A 16,162-nucleotide genomic window follows, 5' to 3' on the forward strand; every position below is an offset into this window, starting at 1 on the left:
GAGACATTAAGCGTATATTTTAGCTAGTCTAAAGAGGAAGAACTTCACATTTCTTACGCCTCTGAACTGCGATCGGAAAGCTTTTATCTTGGCATTGAAAGATTCTGCGGATGCATTTGTGCTTCTGTTATCAAAATAGTTCAATATGGTTTCATAATTGTTCTGAATGGTTCTAGCTATGGTATTGAAGGGTTTATAACCTAGTTTTTCTATCTTATTATACCATATTGCCAACTTTTTGAAAGCTATTCTTCTGTCTTTTGAACGGCTAAATATAGAGGACAACTCCTGGGAGATTTCATAGGCTTTCTGTAAATCTGGATATCGTTTAAACAACAGTTCTGCTCTATGATTTTGGGACGATGTCCAATTCACCTCTTTCTTAAACAGTAAATACCTGCTCCTTGCCAATAATTGCTTTAAGGTATCTCCATTTTCTAATAATTCTGGAATCCAAGGCTTCTTTATTTCTTTAGCAAGATCCATTTCCTTGTTTTCCTGTTCAATAGCATCCCATCTATGTTTTATCCTGATTTCCTGAACAGCTTCGCTGGCTAGCTGTTGCACATGGAATCTATCGGAGACAAGCTTTGCTTTTGGAAAGCTCCTTCGTACGATCTTAGCCATGGTGGGAGCTAGATCAAGAGTGACCTCTTTTACCTTTTTTCTCGCCCATTCTTTTATACGGCACAGAACTTTTATAACCGTTTCACTTTCTGTGCCTTTTACAATAGCAACCAAAGCACCTTTTTTGCCTTTTGCTGCTTTATTGGTAACAATGGTATATAGTTCCCCTTGTGAAAGGCTGGTCTCATCAATAGATAGATATTCACCAAGGTTGTCTGGAAAAAGCAACCAGTCCTGAGCATGTTCAGCTTGATCCCAACTCATAAAGTCACTCAAATGGCTTACATACTGTTCTTGCAGTCGTTTACCCTCAACTCCAAAGAATCTTCCAAGTGTTTTACAGCTTATTGGGCTTGAATCCAAATAGTCTCTCAAAAAAAAAGGCAAACTCCTGAGTCATTTTTGTCCCTTCTGCTACCAAATTCCAATCTCTAAATACGATTTCTCCTGTCTCTACGATCATCCATTTCCGCCTTTTAAGCTTTAAAAAACAAGGTTTTCCGCGTAAGGGAAAGTCTCTGACAGAAATCTCTTCGAAAAAACCCTTAGAAATTAACTTTTGAGCGGTGAACTCTTTGGGTTGTATATTCCTTTCTTTAAGATAGATGTAATAAGAATCCGATACAGTCTCTACTTTGTCCAGTTCAAAGTATTCGCTAAGACCTTCGGGTAAGATTAATGATAGTAAGGTAGAATCCAAAACATTGATTTTCTACAAAAATAATCAAATCTGTAATCCTCCCCAACTTTTACGCTTGATCCATTGAAATCTCTATCTTCCCCCAAATACTCTTCAATAGAATTAATTGAATTTAGGATATCAAACAAATACATATCAACTTTATGCTGCATATAATAGATGTTTTGTCTTCTCTACACTTTCAATAAAGTAGGGGTTTGAAAGAGACCTATCAGTTAGTAAATCTACCTTTCTTTCAAACAATTTTTCTAGTTTTTCATGCAAGTCGAAATAGTTGTCGGTATATTTTTCTATTGGGATTTGCTTAAAGGAAATCAAAATATCAATATCACTAAACTCATTAAATTCCGAGGTAATGGCAGAACCAAAAATATGCATTGTCTTTACATCAAACTTCTCGCAAAGCTGATTAATTTGCGTTTTATGATTTTCTATAAAGCTTAACATTTTGTTTTTATTTCAAATATAGTCATTCACAATTCAATCACCTTACCAATCCCTTCAAAATACGCTTTACTAAACCAGGTCCTTCATAAACAAAACCTGTATAAACTTGTACCAAGCTTGCACCAGCTTCTAATTTTTCTTTGGCGTCTTTAGAGCTATGTATACCCCCCACTCCAATAATAGGAAAAGCTTTATTAGATTTTTCTGATAAATATCTAATTACCTCGGTAGATCTTTTCCCTACCGGCTTACCACTTACACCACCCATTTCATTTTTTAAAGATGCTGGTGCTTGTAAACCATCTCTAGAAATGGTGGTATTGGTAGCTATAATACCCGCAATTTTTGTTTCTTGGACAATTTCTATGATATCATCTAACTGAGAATCTGTTAAATCAGGAGCTATTTTTAATAGTATAGGTTTAGAAAGGCCATCCTTAAGATTTCTTTGCTGTAAAGTATTTAGAATATGCTTTAAAGGTTCTTTTTCTTGTAATGCTCTCAAATTTGGTGTATTGGGAGAACTTACATTCACCACAAAATAATCAACCACATTAAACAGTCTATCAAAACATTTGATATAATCGTTTACGGCTTCTTCATTGGGTGTGTTTTTATTTTTGCCAATATTACCACCTATGATTAAGCCATTGCGTTTAACGCTTTCTAATTTTCTGGCTAAAACATCAACACCTTTATTGTTAAAACCCATTCTATTGATTAAGGCTGCATCTTCTTGCAGTCTAAACATTCTAGGTTTATCATTACCCGGCTGTGGCAAAGGTGTTACCGTACCTACCTCAATAAAACCAAAACCAAAATTTGCAAGCTCTTCTATGTACTCACCATTTTTATCAAAACCTGCGGCCAAACCAACCGGATTTTTAAATTTCAAGCCAAAAAGTTCTCTTTCTAAACTAGGATGATCAAAACCATAAACTTTTTTAAGTAAAGCTGCTAAGCCCCAAATTTTTTGAGCATTTTTTAAACTTCCGGTAACGAAATAGTGAATTTTCTCTGGGTCGAATTGAAAAAATAACGGTTTAATAAGTTTGTACATGCTAGCAAATCTACAAATTTTTAAATCCTAATACGAAGTGAACCTTTGTATAAAGCAAAAATCTTAAAACAAAAAAGGATTGCCTACTTGATGTAAAACAATCCTTTTCCTTGAATTAAGCAAGCGAGAATTATTCAGCGCTAGCTTCTTCATTAATAGAGTTTTCTGCAAGTTCTGTCAGTAAAACATCTGTTTCTTTCTCTTCGTTTAAAGTTTCTTCTAACAAAGCTTGTGCTTCTGTAAAACCAAGTGTTCCGGCTAGAGATCTTAAAGTGCCATAAGTAGCTATTTCATAATGCTCTACTTTCTGAGCTGCTGCAATTAAGGCTACATCTCTCACTTCTGTACCATCTTCGGTTTCTTCTATCAGCTCTTCGGCTTCTTTAATTAAGCCTTCCATAGCATCGCATTTTTTTGCTGTAGCTTTTTCTCCAATAGACTCAAAAACACTTTCTAAACGTGTAATTTGATTTTCTGTTTGGGTTAAATGCTCTTCAAAAGCTGTTTTTAATTGTTCTGAAGTAGCAGCTTTAGCCATTTTTTTCAGGCTTTTTGTGAGATGCTTCTCGGCCCAAAGGATGTCTTTTAGAGAATCAACAAATAATTCTTTTAAAGCTCCTGATTCTTTTTCTGTTCTTGCCTTTGCAGCACCTTGTGCTTTTGAGGCTTTTGTTTTTGTAGTAGGCATGTTATTTCTTAGGATATTTTAATTTCTATAAACTAACCAATAACGATGCCATTAAAAACAATCTCACACTAAAAAATCTAAATATACGACGCGTTTAAAGCGCTATCATTTTTAGAAGTTTGGCTTAAGAACGTATTTCTCGTAAAATCTAAAAATATGCTCTGCAGCTTCTTCAGCGGTATCTACCAGCCTAAAAAGATTCAAATCTTCCGGACTGATATTTCTTTCTTGCTCTAGCATGGTGTTTTTTATCCAATCTATAAGGCCTGTCCAGTAATCCTTACCGACTAAAACTATTGGGAAACGAGCTATTTTTCCTGTTTGTATTAAAGTCATGGCTTCAAAAAGCTCATCCATAGTACCAAAACCACCAGGTAAAACAATATAGCCTTGAGAATACTTCATAAACATCACCTTCCTGATAAAGAAGTAATCAAACTCTAATATTTTATCTCTATCGATATATCTGTTATGAAATTGCTCAAAAGGTAGTTCTATATTTAAACCTACAGACTTCCCTCCTGCCTCAAAAGCACCTTTATTACCGGCTTCCATAATACCAGGGCCACCACCAGTAATTACACCATAACCACGTTCTGTTAATAGTTTACCAGTTTCTACAGCTATTTGGTAGTACTTATTTTCTGTTGGTGTTCTGGCAGAACCAAAAATAGATACACAAGGACCTATTTTAGCCAACTTCTCAAAACCATCAACAAACTCGGCCATGATTTTAAATATCTGCCAAGAGTCTGTTACTTTTATTTCTTGCCAAGTTTTGTTCTCAAACGCACTTCTTATTTTCTCATCATTTGTCATAAACTTCTGTTATATAGTTTCTCTTCGGCTGTAGTTTTGGTAGATATTAAATACAAGCCTAAAAATGTTATCAATCCGTTAATTACTATCAATTCATTATCAAAAACATAACCACCCAAAATTGTTTTAGAATTTATGTTTAAAACGTAACATATTGCGGGTGCTGCTAAACAAATAAGAGGCACCCATTTATCTTTTACGCCTTTATGCGCAAATAAACCAAAAGCATATAAACCTAATAAAGGGCCATAGGTATAAGATGCTACCGTAAAAATAGCACTCACCACCGCTTTGTTATTGACTTGGTTAAACAAAATCACAACCAAAAACATCAATACCGAAAAGCCAACATGTACGGCATGCCTTATTTTAATGTATTTAGCATCATTGATATTTTCTTTCTTATCAAAATTTAAAAAATCTACACAAAAAGAGGTAGTTAAAGCGGTTAATGCCGAGTCTGTTGTGGCAAAAGTAGCCGCCGTTAAACCCAACATAAATACAATGGCAGGTATAACTGTTAAATGGTTAAGGGCTATCTCTGGAAAAAGAAAATCTGTTCTGATGTTACCCGCATCATCAACCGGAATGGCAATACCATTTTTGCTTGCATACACATAAAGTAAAGCCCCAACACTTAAAAAGAAAAGATTTATCAATACAAAAATCCCTGTAAAGGTAAACATGTTCTTTTGTGCCTCTTTGATGTTTTTACAACTTAGATTCTTTTGCATTAAATCTTGGTCTAAACCTATCATGGCAATGGTAACAAACATCCCTCCTAGTATTTGCTTAGCAACGTGAAACTTGCTATCCATAAAATTCTCAAAGAAAAATATTTGGGAGTAGCCGCTATATTTAATGGTTTCAAAAGCCTCAAATATATTTAGGTTTAAGCTATTGCAGATGAAATAAATGGTTAAAAGTACTGATAATACTAAAAAGGTAGTCTGTAAAGTATCTGTAATGATGATGGTTTTTAAGCCTCCTTTATAAGTATAAAGCCAAATTAAAGCCAGTGAAAGCAAAACCGTTAACCAAAACGGAATACCAAAAGCATCAAAAATGAAACGTTGCATCACAATAACAACCAAATACAACCTAAAAGCCGAGCCTATGGTACGGCTCATTAAAAATATGGCGGCTGCGGTTTTATAACTTACAATACCCAGCCTTTTTTCTATATAACCATAAATGGATGTTAGGTTTAAACGATAATATAAAGGCAATAACATTGTAGCTACAATGATAAAACCTAAGGCATTACCCAAAACAAACTGAAAATATTGAAACTGATTGCCTGCTGGTGCACCCACCTGCCCCGGTACAGAGATAAAGGTTACGCCACTTAAAGCTGTTCCTATCATCCCGAAAGCCACTAAATACCATGTAGAATTTCTATTGGCTATGAAAAAAGTTGAATTGTCTGACGATTTTTTTGAGGTGATAAAGGATATCAATACCAACACAAAAAAATAAGACAGAATAAAGAGTAATAAAGTTATGGGCGACATTTTAAGCTTGTTATATCAATCGCTATTTAACATTTAATTTTTAATTTAGCAAAATGAATTTCTCCTCTAAATTATTAGAGAATGCCGTTAACGAGTTTGGTAACTTACCAGGAATAGGTAAAAAAACTGCATTAAGATTAGTTTTACATCTTTTAAAAGAAAGCAAAGAAGACGTAGATACCTTTGCTAGCAGCATTATTACCTTAAAAAACAACATCAAATACTGCAAAACCTGCCACAATATTTCCGACTTTGATATTTGCGAGATTTGTAACTCTTTTAAAAGAGACCATTCTTTAATTTGTGTGGTTGAGGATACCAGAGATGTGATGGCTATTGAAAACACCAACCAGTACAACGGTTTATATCACGTTTTAAACGGATTGATATCTCCTATGGATGGTGTTGGCCCTGCCGATTTAATGATTGATTCTTTAGTAGAGCGTATTAAAAATCAAGAGGTTAAAGAAATCATATTTGCTCTTAGCGCTACAATGGAGGGCGATACCACCATATTTTACCTGCATAAAAAACTTAAAGACTTTAACCTTAAGATTAGTACCCTAGCTAGAGGTATTGCCTTTGGCGGAGAAATAGAATATGCCGATGAAATTACTTTAGGAAGATCTATCACCACCCGTGTTCCTTATGAAAACACTTTAAATAAATAAGCTTGAAACTGTCTATCGTTATTGTAAACTATAATGTAAGGGATTTGCTACAACAAGCAATTGATTCATTATTAGATGCATGTAAGGAGATAGAATACGAGTTTTTTGTGGTAGATAATGCCTCTGATGATCAAAGTGTGGAGATGCTACAAAGTCATTATCCAACAATAAAAGTCATCAGTAACAACATAAATATTGGTTTTTCTAAGGCTAATAATCAGGCGATAAAGCAGGCCAAGGGAGAATATATTTTAGTCATTAACCCAGACACCATCACCAGCAAAGATACGCTAAGTAAAACCATCGCTTTTATGGATGAACACCCTGAAGCTGGTGGTTTAGGATTGCGAATGATAAACGGACAAGGAGAATTCTTACAAGAATCTAAAAGACAAATTCCTGGTATTTCAACGGTGTTATTCCATTTTTCTGGTTTAAGCAAACTGCTACCTCAATCAAAGTTTTTTAGCAGCTATTACGCACATCAAGTTGGCGAATTTGAAACTGCCGAAGTAGATATTTTAGCTGGTGCTTTTATGTTATTGAGGAAAAAAGCTTTAGATAAGGCAGGTTTGTTTGATGAAAATTTCTTTATGTATGGCGAGGATATAGACCTTTCTTACCGTTTAAAACTTAGTGGTTATCAAAACTACTATTACGGTAATACCTATATCATTCATTTTAAAGGGCAAAGCACCAAAAAGTATAATTGGCGATATATCAAGAATTTTTACGGAGCAATGCTGATATTTGCCCGTAAGTATTTTTTTAAATTTTAAATCATGGATTTTCAAAACAAAGTTGTAGTTATTACAGGCGCATCTAGCGGTATTGGCAAAGCATTGGCAGAGGAATTTGCTAAAAAAGGAGCCCATATTGCTATAGCTGCAAGACAGTATGTTAAACTTTGCGAAATTACCAATGAAATTCAGGAAAAATACAAAGTAAAATCCTTAGCCATTCAGGCTGATGTAACGCAGGAAGAGGATTGTAAAAACATCATCAACCAAACTTTATATACCATGGGCCGCATTGATATTTTAATTAATAATGCGGGTATTTCTATGCGAGCCTTGTTTAGAGATTTAGATTTAGAAGTCTTAAAACAAGTAATGGATATTAATTTTTGGGGCGCTGTTTATTGTACCAAATATGCTTTACCAGAATTAATCAATAATAATGGCTCTGTAGTTGCCATATCCTCTATTGCAGGTTATAAAGGTTTACCAGGCAGAACGGGCTACTCGGCTTCAAAATTTGCTATGAATGGTTTCTTTGAAGCTTTAAGAGTAGAAAATTTAAAAACAGGTTTACATGTAATGGTAGCTTGCCCTGGTTTCACCGCATCTAACATCAGAAATGTAGCTTTAAACAGCGAAGCTCGTCCGCAAGGAGAAACCAGTATGGATGAAGGTAAAATGATGACTGCCGAAGAAGTAGCTCATAAAATTATTGGCGGCATAGCTAGCAGAAAAAACACTTTAATTATGACGGCCCAAGGAAAACTAACCGTTTTCTTACAAAAGATAGCCCCTAGCTTCTTAAATAAATTGGTTTACAACCATTTTACTAAAGAAAAAGACCCTTTAATTAGGTAAATTATAATCTGCTTGTCTGTTTTTTAAGATAATCGGTTTTTTTATTTTTTAATTTTTAAAAAAATATCATATTTGCTTTTGCAATGAGACATACAAGCGTAAATACAATTTGGTGGTGGCATTACGAACAATCGTAAGGCAAAACCTATTTGTATATACCTGATAAGATACTGTTAAGGGGCTGCCGTTGAGGATGCCCCTTTTTTATTTGATTTTTTTGAGCATATTTTGATGAAAGAAATTCTAAACCATTTATTTGAACATAAGACTTTTAGCACCGCAGAGTCTAAAGAGATATTAAAGAAAATTACCTTAGGCAATTATAATAACTCGCAAATGGCGGCTTTTATGACAGCCTATTGCATGCGTTCTATTACCGTAGATGAGTTACAAGGCTTTAAAGATGCTATGCTAGAGCTTTGCCTACCTGTTAAACTTAACCAAAACTTCAACCTGATAGATTTATGCGGTACCGGTGGCGATGGTAAAGACACTTTTAATATTTCTACATTAGCTTCTTTTGTAGTTGCTGGTGCTGGTTATCATGTTGCAAAACATGGTAATTACGGTGTTTCATCTGGTTGTGGCTCATCAAACGTGATGGAATATTTAGGCTATCAATTCACCAATCAAGAAGATAAACTATTAAAAAGTTTAGACCAGGCCGGAATTTGCTTTTTACATGCTCCTTTGTTTCATCCGGCTATGAAACATATTGCTCCTCTTCGTAAAGAACTTGGGGTAAAAACATTTTTCAATATGTTGGGGCCTATGGTTAATCCGGCGCAACCGCAAAACCAAATTGTTGGTGTATTTAGTTTAGAGCTAGCCCGTTTATATGCTTATATCTATCAAAAATCAAATTTAAACTATACCATTTTACACGCTTTAGAAGGTTATGATGAGGTATCTCTAACCTGCGATTTTAAAACTTTCTCTAACCAAGGCGAACAATTGTATGCCATTAAAGACATAGGTTTTGATAAAATTGATGCTGAAACCATTACAGGTGGCTCAACTGTTGAAGATTCAGCTAAAATATTTTTAAGTGTTTTAAACAACCAAGCGAGTACAGAACAAAGCAGCGTTGTTTTGGTAAATGCAGCCTTAGCTATCAAAACCATAGAGAATGATTTAAGCTTTTCAGATTGCTTTTATAAAGCAGAAACGGCCTTGCTCAATGGCAGTGCATTAAAATCTTTTCAAAAACTTATAGCAATTAGCAAGAATTAAGATGAGCTTAAAAATAAAAGTTTGCGGAATGAAATATGAGGCTAATATCAACGAATTAGGCTCTTTAGAACCAGATTTTATGGGTTTTATATTTTACCCTAAATCTGCCCGATTTATTGGTGTTGATTTTGACCGTCAGGACGTGTTAAAGCTTCCTAAACATATTATCAAAACTGCTGTTTACGTTAATGCACTAGCGCATGAGATTGTAGAGTTTAGTAGAATTTATGGCATAGGCACAGTGCAACTTCACGGAGAGGAAAGTCCAGAGCTTTGCCTAAACCTAAAAAAAGAAGGTTTTAAAGTAATCAAAGCATTTGGTATTCATCCTGATTTTAATTTTGATGAATTAACAGCTTACGCAGATGTTGTTGATTTATTTTTATTTGATACAAAAATTGATTCCTACGGCGGTTCTGGTAAAACTTTTGACTGGAATATCTTAAATCAATATCAATTAAACATACCGTTTATGTTAAGTGGAGGTTTATCTTTAAAAAACCTCGAAAAAGTTAAAAAACTAACGCACCCACAGCTATATGGTGTCGATTTAAATTCTAAATTTGAAGTTGAACCTGGTGTTAAAATATAGCATTATTAGAAGAGGCATTTAAAATTATCAGATCATAGTTATGGCACATACAAACTATAGAGTAACAGAGAAAGGATATTACGGAGATTTTGGCGGGGCTTATATCCCAGAAATGTTATACCCTAATATTGAGGAGCTTAGAAATAATTATTTAAATATTATAGCGCAGCCAGATTTCCAAGCCGAGTTTCAATCGCTATTGAAAGACTATGTAGGCAGGCCTTCTCCTTTATATCTCGCTAAAAGATTATCAGAAAAATATGGTGCTACCATTTTCTTAAAACGCGAAGATTTAAACCATACTGGTGCTCATAAAATTAACAATACTGTTGGGCAAATTCTTTTAGCCGAGAAATTAGGCAAAAAAAGAATCATTGCGGAGACAGGTGCCGGGCAACATGGTGTAGCAACCGCTACAGTTTGTGCATTAAAAGGTTTAGAGTGCATTATATATATGGGTGAGGTTGATATAGAAAGACAAGCACCAAACGTTGCCCGTATGAAAATGATGGGCGCAACAGTTATACCTGCAACTTCTGGAAGTAAAACACTTAAAGATGCTACCAACGAAGCTATGAGAGACTGGATTAACAACCCGGTTGATACGCATTATATCATTGGTTCTGTAGTTGGGCCACACCCCTATCCAGAAATGGTTTCTCGTTTTCAATCTATCATTTCTGAGGAAACAAAAAAACAATTGGTAGAACATACAGGCTCACCATCTCCAGATTATGTATTGGCTTGTGTGGGCGGCGGTAGTAATGCTATGGGTATGTTTTACCATTTTTTGGATGATGAGCATGTAAGACTTATTGCTGCAGAAGCCGCTGGTTTAGGTGTAAACTCTGGCCACTCGGCAGCAACTTCTGTATTAGGAAAAGAAGGCGTACTGCATGGTTCAAGAACTATTTTAATGCAAACAGAAGATGGTCAAGTGATAGAACCTTATTCTATCTCTGCTGGTTTAGATTACCCTGGTATTGGTCCTCAGCATGCGCATTTACATAAAACCAAGCGAGTAGAATATGTAAGTATTACCGATGCTGAAGCTATGGATGCTAGTTTATTGCTTTCTCAGTTGGAAGGTATTATACCAGCTATAGAATCGGCACATGCCTTAGCACAATTAGAGAAAATGACCTTTAAAGGTGATGAAATTGTGGTGATTTGCTTATCAGGCCGTGGCGATAAGGATTTAAATACCTTTATGAAATATTTCAACCTTTAAATATTAGATAAACAACCTTTAAAGCTTGTTTAAAGCTTTTATATTTTATACATGAACCGACTTAAACAACTATTCGATAAAAAAGACAAAGATATTTTATCGGTATATTTTACAGCAGGATACCCTACTTTAGATGCTACACTTAAAATTGCTGAGGAGCTTCAAAATGCCGGAGCAGATTTTTTAGAGATAGGTTTCCCCTACTCGGACCCCTTAGCAGATGGCCCTGTTATTCAAAAAAGTTCTGAAGTGGCTATAGAAAATGGTATGACATTAAAAGTACTGTTTGAGCAATTGAAATCTTTGAGAGAAAAAATTCATATCCCTGTTTTACTGATGGGCTATGCCAACCCCATGATACAATATGGTGTAAAAGAATTCTGTAAAAAAGCCGCAGAAGTTGGTGTAGATGGTGTTATTGTACCAGATTTACCGATGTACGAATATGAAGAACTGTATAAAAATGATTTCATAGATAACGGTTTAAGTAATGTTTTCTTGGTTACACCACAAACTTCAGAAGAAAGAATCAGAAAAATTGATGGTTTATCTCATGGTTTTATTTATTTATTATCATCATCATCAACCACAGGTAAAGCCTTAAACGTATCAGATGAAATTGGTATTTACTACCAAAGGGTAAAAGACATGAAACTTAACAACCCTTTGATTATTGGTTTTGGTATATCAGATCAAAAAAGCTTTGAAAGAGCTAACCAATATGCAAACGGAGCTATTGTAGGTAGCGCATTCGTTAAAACTCTTGCCGATAAGGATGATTATTTAGCTCATATTCCTGCTTTTGTTAAGGGGATTAAAGGGTAGAGTTAGGGTGGAAAGTTTAAAGTTGGAGGTCTGGGAAGTCGGATGTCCGATGACCGCGGTCCGAAGGTTGGTGTTATAAGTTTAGAGTCGGATGACCGATGACCGCAGGCTGGGTGCTGAGAGTGGAAAGTGCTGGGTGGTGAATGATGAAATACCTTTTTTATTAAAACATAACTGATAAAGAGAAAGAAGCGGATTTTTTAGAAATTTCGCTTTTTTTTGTTTTAGGGATTTCATCAAAATTCAATATTTACTCATATCGATATCATCAAAATCTTTAATTTCTGAAAGTTTAGCTAATTGTTTCACATCAATTTTCTTCCAAGTTTCTTTGTAAATCTCTTTCCCTTTAGGGGATACTTTTACAACCTCTTTAATTAATTTTTTCTTTGTCAAAAATTGATGCTTGTTTCATCAAATGTAATTCCATCAAAAACATAATTACTTCTATAAACGCTTTCATAACCAATAAGCTTAAAATCAGTATTTATAGCTTTGAAAACATACATCCAAGAACCATATCTACCATGTTCATAAGAAATATTAAGATTTCCATTTTTAATACTAATAGCTAGTTCTGGAGCATAATAAACGCCTCCATCTTCATGCTCAGAAGAAAAGCAATCGAGGTTTTTTAAAGCCAATTCAAAGGAATCTTTTTTGTCAAATAAAATGATTATCCCTCTTCGGTTTCGGTCTAATTTTCCACGATATTCATCTACAACAAATTGCTCTTTATCAGTAGCTTTTATAAGCAAAACAACATCTTCTATTCCATCCCTATTTAAGTCGCCTTTTATTTCTTCATGAATAATGAAACCTTTAGGCAAAAAATTGCTTACACTCTTAGTTTTTATTTGGCTAAAAGTTATTAACGTTAAAAAAATAGCAAGTGTAGATTTCATAGTTTTAGATAAAAATTCTAGATTTTTGACATCAAAAATATACCCAAACCAATCTTTAATATAAGCTCTGTTTCTGTTAGTTTAAGAATTTCAAATTCCATTTTTTCACCAGATGCATTTAAAATTAAGGCTTTAGAATCTTTAGAAAGCGCCCATTTACCTACCATATTTTGTCCTAGAATATAACCTGTAAAAGCGCTATTACTTTTAAATTCTAGAGACATTTTATCGATAACATGAGCATTCAAATCTTTACGCCCTCTCGCATCTATTCCTTTATTCAAAGCTTTTTTAAAAATCCATTTACCTTTTAAAACATCAGCAGTCTGAGCATTTAAAGAGAAACTTATGATTAAAAAAACAAAAACTGTAAAAATTTTCATCTTGTTTTATTTAAACTTTATAATTTTAACTATCCGTATTTAAGAATTTAAGTCTTGAATTTTTAGTGCTAGAAATAATCTTAATTCTTCATTTCAATATTTAATTGCCTTCCTTCTGCTACAGCTTTTTTATCCATTGAGGAGCCAATTGCATAGCCTATAACAAAACCAAATGGTAAGCCTATACCTAAATAACCAATATTTCCTAAACTTAAACCTATGGCTACTCCTATTGGCAAACCAAAAGATGTAAAACCAAATATCATCCAAAGGTTTCTGTAATAGTTTATAGGAACAATTTTAAGTTCTTTTTCAATTTGCTTTAAAATTGAGGTTTGTTTTTGCCTTATTAGTTTAAAGAGCTGACTTCCTGTTAAAGAAGAAGAGTTTATTTCATCTATGGCATCGTTAATTAATTTTTCAATATCTTCTGGTAATTCTCTTTTTCTTAACTCATTTAAAAGCGCAGCAAATTGAGTGTAAACTTTATACTGTTTATCCTCGGTAGAAATATCTTGTCTTTGGTTTAATTCTTTAATGTTCATGTTTTTATTGGGGATAAGAGATTGATTTTGAGTTGGGTTAGGTTAATTTTTAACGTTTTGCGTATATGACTTGTGGCGGTTTTCGAAGTGCTTTCTTGTCGGTTTGCAACAAACTTACTTAAAAGCACAAAACTAGAATTTACCACTTACCCGCCATAAGTTATATACGCTGTTGTGGTGTCGTTTTTTATTTTCCTTTCAGTCGAAACGAAGTATGATTTTCTATTATAACTGTGTCGTTCTGAACATCATTACATTTTTTAACTCGCTTCATTTTATTCGCTTCAACATAATTGTCAATATGAACGATAAGCTTGTTGTCTGTAGTCCATTCCACAACTGTTCCTTCAATTTTTGTCTTCATTCCAAGGTCAAGTAGTCTGCATTGATAGCCTAGATAACCAACGACCTTTTTTCCTTTTGTCCATTCAGCTTTTTTCTGCTCAAAACGAACTTGTTTGAGAGAGTCTTGTTTTGCTTGAATCATTTTTTGATAGGCGGTGTCAGTCTTAAGTCTTTGGAAATGCTCATTTGACTTCTTCCAATAGTCTTGATAGTACTTAACTTGTTCATCTACTTTCCATTCTTGGTCATGAAGTTCTCTGTAATAAGAAGTCAGAATAATTCCCAACATGTCGTCTGGGTGATAAATGCCGATGGAATTAAAATAGTCCGCAAGTTCTTTGCCTTTCCACAGTCCCCAATTGTTTCTCATCCACATTCCGAGTCCCATATGAGCACCACCCATATATTCGTCTTCCGTCATTTCGAGAATTTTCTGCTTGGTCGTGTCGTGATGGATAATTTTTAGTTGTTCAACAGCTTCTTCTAAGTTGAGAGGCTTGTAATTCTCTTTCTTCGATTCTGTCTGTCCAAAAATGGATGAAGAGGCAAAAAGTAATATGATTAGAATACTGTTTCTCATGTTCGTTTTAATGCACCACAACTTATATATATGTATAGTTTTACTTCCGTAATACACCCAAAACTTGGTGTATTACGGAAGTTTTTATTATTTAAAAAATCAAATCCTTGCTATAAAATAACAGGTAGCTACAAATTTCATTAGGCAATTAAATATTTCCATCTAAGAAAATTAATATTTCTTAAAAGTCAAAATTTAACAGCTTTTATCTAAACAGATTTTGCTCCTCGCTTCGCTATGGTATTTAAAACCAAATAGCCTAAAATACCAGCCAGTACAGATGCTATCAAGATAGAAAACTTAGCTTGCAATTGGTTCTCGTACTCGCTAAAAGATAAGAGCGCAATAAAGATAGACATGGTAAACCCTATGCCAGCTAGTAAGCCTAAACCTAAAACTTGTTTCCATTTTACGCCGCTTGGTAAAGTACTTATTTTAAGTTTTACTGCTAAATAAGACATTAGCGTAATACCTAAAGGCTTCCCTATTATCAAACCTAAAATAATACCTAAGCTTAAAGGGCTAGTTAAGCCATTTAACATGGCAGATTCAAATTTGATATTGGTATTGGCTAAGGCAAAAACAGGCATAATGAAGAAGTTTACTGGTTTCACCAACAGGTGTTCTAATTTCTCTAACGGAGATTCTTGGTCGTCTTCAGTAGTAGGTAAGAAAAATGCTGTTAAAACCCCTGCTATAGTAGCATGTACACCAAAACCATGTACAAAATACCATAAGCATAATCCCGGGATGATGTACATCCAAATTCTTTTTACATTGAAATAATTGAGTGCAAACAATAAAGCTAAACAAACCAAAATATAAGGCAAGTAGGCTAAATGTAGCTCCTCGGTATAAAAAAACGCAATCACGAGGATAGCACCCAAATCATCTACAATAGCTAAGGCGGTTAAAAATATTTTTAAGGATAATGGAACTTTATCTCCTAATAAAGAAATTACGGCTATTGCAAAAGCTATATCTGTGGCCATAGGTATGCCCCAACCATGTAAAGTTGGTGAAGAAAGATTAACCAAAGCATAAATTAATGCCGGAGCCAACATACCTCCTATGGCTGCAAATATGGGTAAACTGGCTTGTTTTATAGATGATAACTCGCCCTCTACCAACTCTCTTTTAATTTCTAAACCTACTAAGAGGAAAAATATAGCCATTAAGCCATCGTTTATCCATAACAATACCGGGTAACGCAAATGCAAGGCATCGCTATGGTAACCAACTTCTTTGTTTAAAAAATTTTCTAAGGCGGGGCCTAAACTGGTATTGGCAATGGTTAAAGAAATGATAACACATATCATCAATAAAATACCACCAGCAGATTGCGACTGGAAGAAATCTTTAAATACTTTTAAATTGATAAGTTTCGGCATAGAAATAA

General features: G+C 34.3%; 20 protein-coding genes. 7 read left to right on the plus strand and 13 right to left on the minus strand.

Features of this window, described 5'->3' with window-relative positions; translation table 11 throughout:
* Nucleotides 1-6: 6 nt before the first annotated feature.
* The 7 genes from FYC62_RS06135 to FYC62_RS06165 form a co-directional block, all read right to left on the minus strand.
* Nucleotides 7-1,014, minus strand: coding sequence for an ISAon1 family transposase (locus FYC62_RS06135; protein ID WP_449406386.1), 1,008 nt, complete (start codon nucleotides 1,012-1,014; stop codon nucleotides 7-9).
* On the minus strand, nucleotides 965-1,327 hold the full coding sequence (locus tag FYC62_RS06140; RefSeq protein ID WP_039455242.1) for an ISAon1 family transposase N-terminal region protein: 363 nt from the start codon (nucleotides 1,325-1,327) through the stop codon (nucleotides 965-967). The genes FYC62_RS06135 and FYC62_RS06140 overlap by 50 nt, the downstream gene beginning before the upstream one ends.
* A 141-nt stretch (nucleotides 1,328-1,468) precedes the next feature.
* Nucleotides 1,469-1,774 (minus strand): nucleotidyltransferase family protein, encoded by a 306-nt coding sequence (locus FYC62_RS06145; RefSeq protein WP_039451313.1) that lies wholly within the window; start codon nucleotides 1,772-1,774, stop codon nucleotides 1,469-1,471.
* Between the two features lie 37 nt (nucleotides 1,775-1,811).
* Nucleotides 1,812-2,834, minus strand: coding sequence for a quinone-dependent dihydroorotate dehydrogenase (locus FYC62_RS06150; protein ID WP_149074313.1), 1,023 nt, complete (start codon nucleotides 2,832-2,834; stop codon nucleotides 1,812-1,814).
* A gap of 130 nt (nucleotides 2,835-2,964) precedes the next feature.
* Complete coding sequence (locus FYC62_RS06155) at nucleotides 2,965-3,522, minus strand: YciE/YciF ferroxidase family protein (protein WP_039451309.1); 558 nt, start codon at nucleotides 3,520-3,522, stop codon at nucleotides 2,965-2,967.
* 111 nt (nucleotides 3,523-3,633) lie between these two features.
* Nucleotides 3,634-4,341: an LOG family protein gene (locus FYC62_RS06160; protein ID WP_026904732.1), complete on the minus strand. Its 708-nt coding sequence runs from the start codon at nucleotides 4,339-4,341 to the stop codon at nucleotides 3,634-3,636.
* Nucleotides 4,338-5,855: a sodium:solute symporter gene (locus tag FYC62_RS06165; protein ID WP_149074314.1), complete on the minus strand. Its 1,518-nt coding sequence runs from the start codon at nucleotides 5,853-5,855 to the stop codon at nucleotides 4,338-4,340. The genes FYC62_RS06160 and FYC62_RS06165 overlap by 4 nt, the downstream gene beginning before the upstream one ends.
* A gap of 53 nt (nucleotides 5,856-5,908) precedes the next feature.
* On the opposite strand from FYC62_RS06165, the gene recR reads away from it, so the two are divergent.
* The 7 genes from recR to trpA all read left to right on the plus strand — a co-directional run bounded on the left by recR (nucleotide 5,909) and on the right by trpA (nucleotide 12,005).
* On the plus strand, nucleotides 5,909-6,526 hold the full coding sequence (gene recR / locus FYC62_RS06170) for a recombination mediator RecR (RefSeq protein ID WP_149074315.1): 618 nt from the start codon (nucleotides 5,909-5,911) through the stop codon (nucleotides 6,524-6,526).
* Between the two features lie 2 nt (nucleotides 6,527-6,528).
* Nucleotides 6,529-7,305 (plus strand): glycosyltransferase family 2 protein, encoded by a 777-nt coding sequence (locus tag FYC62_RS06175; RefSeq protein ID WP_168199399.1) that lies wholly within the window; start codon nucleotides 6,529-6,531, stop codon nucleotides 7,303-7,305.
* Nucleotides 7,306-7,308: 3 nt separating this feature from the next.
* Nucleotides 7,309-8,124: an SDR family oxidoreductase gene (locus tag FYC62_RS06180; protein ID WP_149074317.1), complete on the plus strand. Its 816-nt coding sequence runs from the start codon at nucleotides 7,309-7,311 to the stop codon at nucleotides 8,122-8,124.
* Nucleotides 8,125-8,355: 231 nt separating this feature from the next.
* On the plus strand, nucleotides 8,356-9,357 hold the full coding sequence (gene trpD / locus FYC62_RS06185) for an anthranilate phosphoribosyltransferase (protein ID WP_149074318.1): 1,002 nt from the start codon (nucleotides 8,356-8,358) through the stop codon (nucleotides 9,355-9,357).
* Nucleotide 9,358: 1 nt separating this feature from the next.
* Entirely contained in the window at nucleotides 9,359-9,949 is a 591-nt protein-coding gene (locus FYC62_RS06190) for a phosphoribosylanthranilate isomerase (RefSeq protein WP_240534830.1), read from the plus strand.
* A 40-nt stretch (nucleotides 9,950-9,989) separates the two neighbouring features.
* Complete coding sequence (gene trpB, locus FYC62_RS06195; protein WP_149074319.1) at nucleotides 9,990-11,180, plus strand: tryptophan synthase subunit beta; 1,191 nt, start codon at nucleotides 9,990-9,992, stop codon at nucleotides 11,178-11,180.
* Between the two features lie 51 nt (nucleotides 11,181-11,231).
* Complete coding sequence (gene trpA / locus FYC62_RS06200) at nucleotides 11,232-12,005, plus strand: tryptophan synthase subunit alpha (protein WP_149074320.1); 774 nt, start codon at nucleotides 11,232-11,234, stop codon at nucleotides 12,003-12,005.
* 243 nt (nucleotides 12,006-12,248) lie between these two features.
* Here trpA and FYC62_RS17275 read toward each other — a convergent pair whose 3' ends face one another.
* The 6 genes from FYC62_RS17275 to nhaA form a co-directional block, all read right to left on the minus strand.
* Nucleotides 12,249-12,401, minus strand: a complete 153-nt coding sequence (locus tag FYC62_RS17275; protein ID WP_205943805.1) for a hypothetical protein — start codon at nucleotides 12,399-12,401, stop codon at nucleotides 12,249-12,251.
* Nucleotides 12,398-12,910 (minus strand): hypothetical protein, encoded by a 513-nt coding sequence (locus FYC62_RS06205; RefSeq protein ID WP_205943806.1) that lies wholly within the window; start codon nucleotides 12,908-12,910, stop codon nucleotides 12,398-12,400. The genes FYC62_RS17275 and FYC62_RS06205 overlap by 4 nt, the downstream gene beginning before the upstream one ends.
* Nucleotides 12,911-12,927: 17 nt before the next feature.
* Nucleotides 12,928-13,293, minus strand: a complete 366-nt coding sequence (locus FYC62_RS06210; protein WP_149074321.1) for a hypothetical protein — start codon at nucleotides 13,291-13,293, stop codon at nucleotides 12,928-12,930.
* A gap of 80 nt (nucleotides 13,294-13,373) precedes the next feature.
* A complete protein-coding gene (locus tag FYC62_RS06215; protein WP_149074322.1) occupies nucleotides 13,374-13,838 on the minus strand; it encodes a hypothetical protein in 465 nt (154 codons plus the stop codon).
* Nucleotides 13,839-14,025: 187 nt separating this feature from the next.
* Nucleotides 14,026-14,763, minus strand: coding sequence for a DUF6794 domain-containing protein (locus tag FYC62_RS06220; RefSeq protein WP_149074323.1), 738 nt, complete (start codon nucleotides 14,761-14,763; stop codon nucleotides 14,026-14,028).
* 209 nt (nucleotides 14,764-14,972) lie between these two features.
* Nucleotides 14,973-16,154 carry a Na+/H+ antiporter NhaA gene (nhaA, locus tag FYC62_RS06225; RefSeq protein ID WP_149074324.1) on the minus strand — a complete coding sequence of 394 codons (1,182 nt, stop codon included), beginning with the start codon at nucleotides 16,152-16,154 and terminating at the stop codon, nucleotides 14,973-14,975.
* Nucleotides 16,155-16,162: the final 8 nt, after the last annotated feature.

Source organism: Pedobacter aquae (assembly GCF_008195825.1).
In the GTDB taxonomy this organism is placed as follows: Bacteria; Bacteroidota; Bacteroidia; order Sphingobacteriales; family Sphingobacteriaceae; genus Pseudopedobacter; species Pseudopedobacter aquae.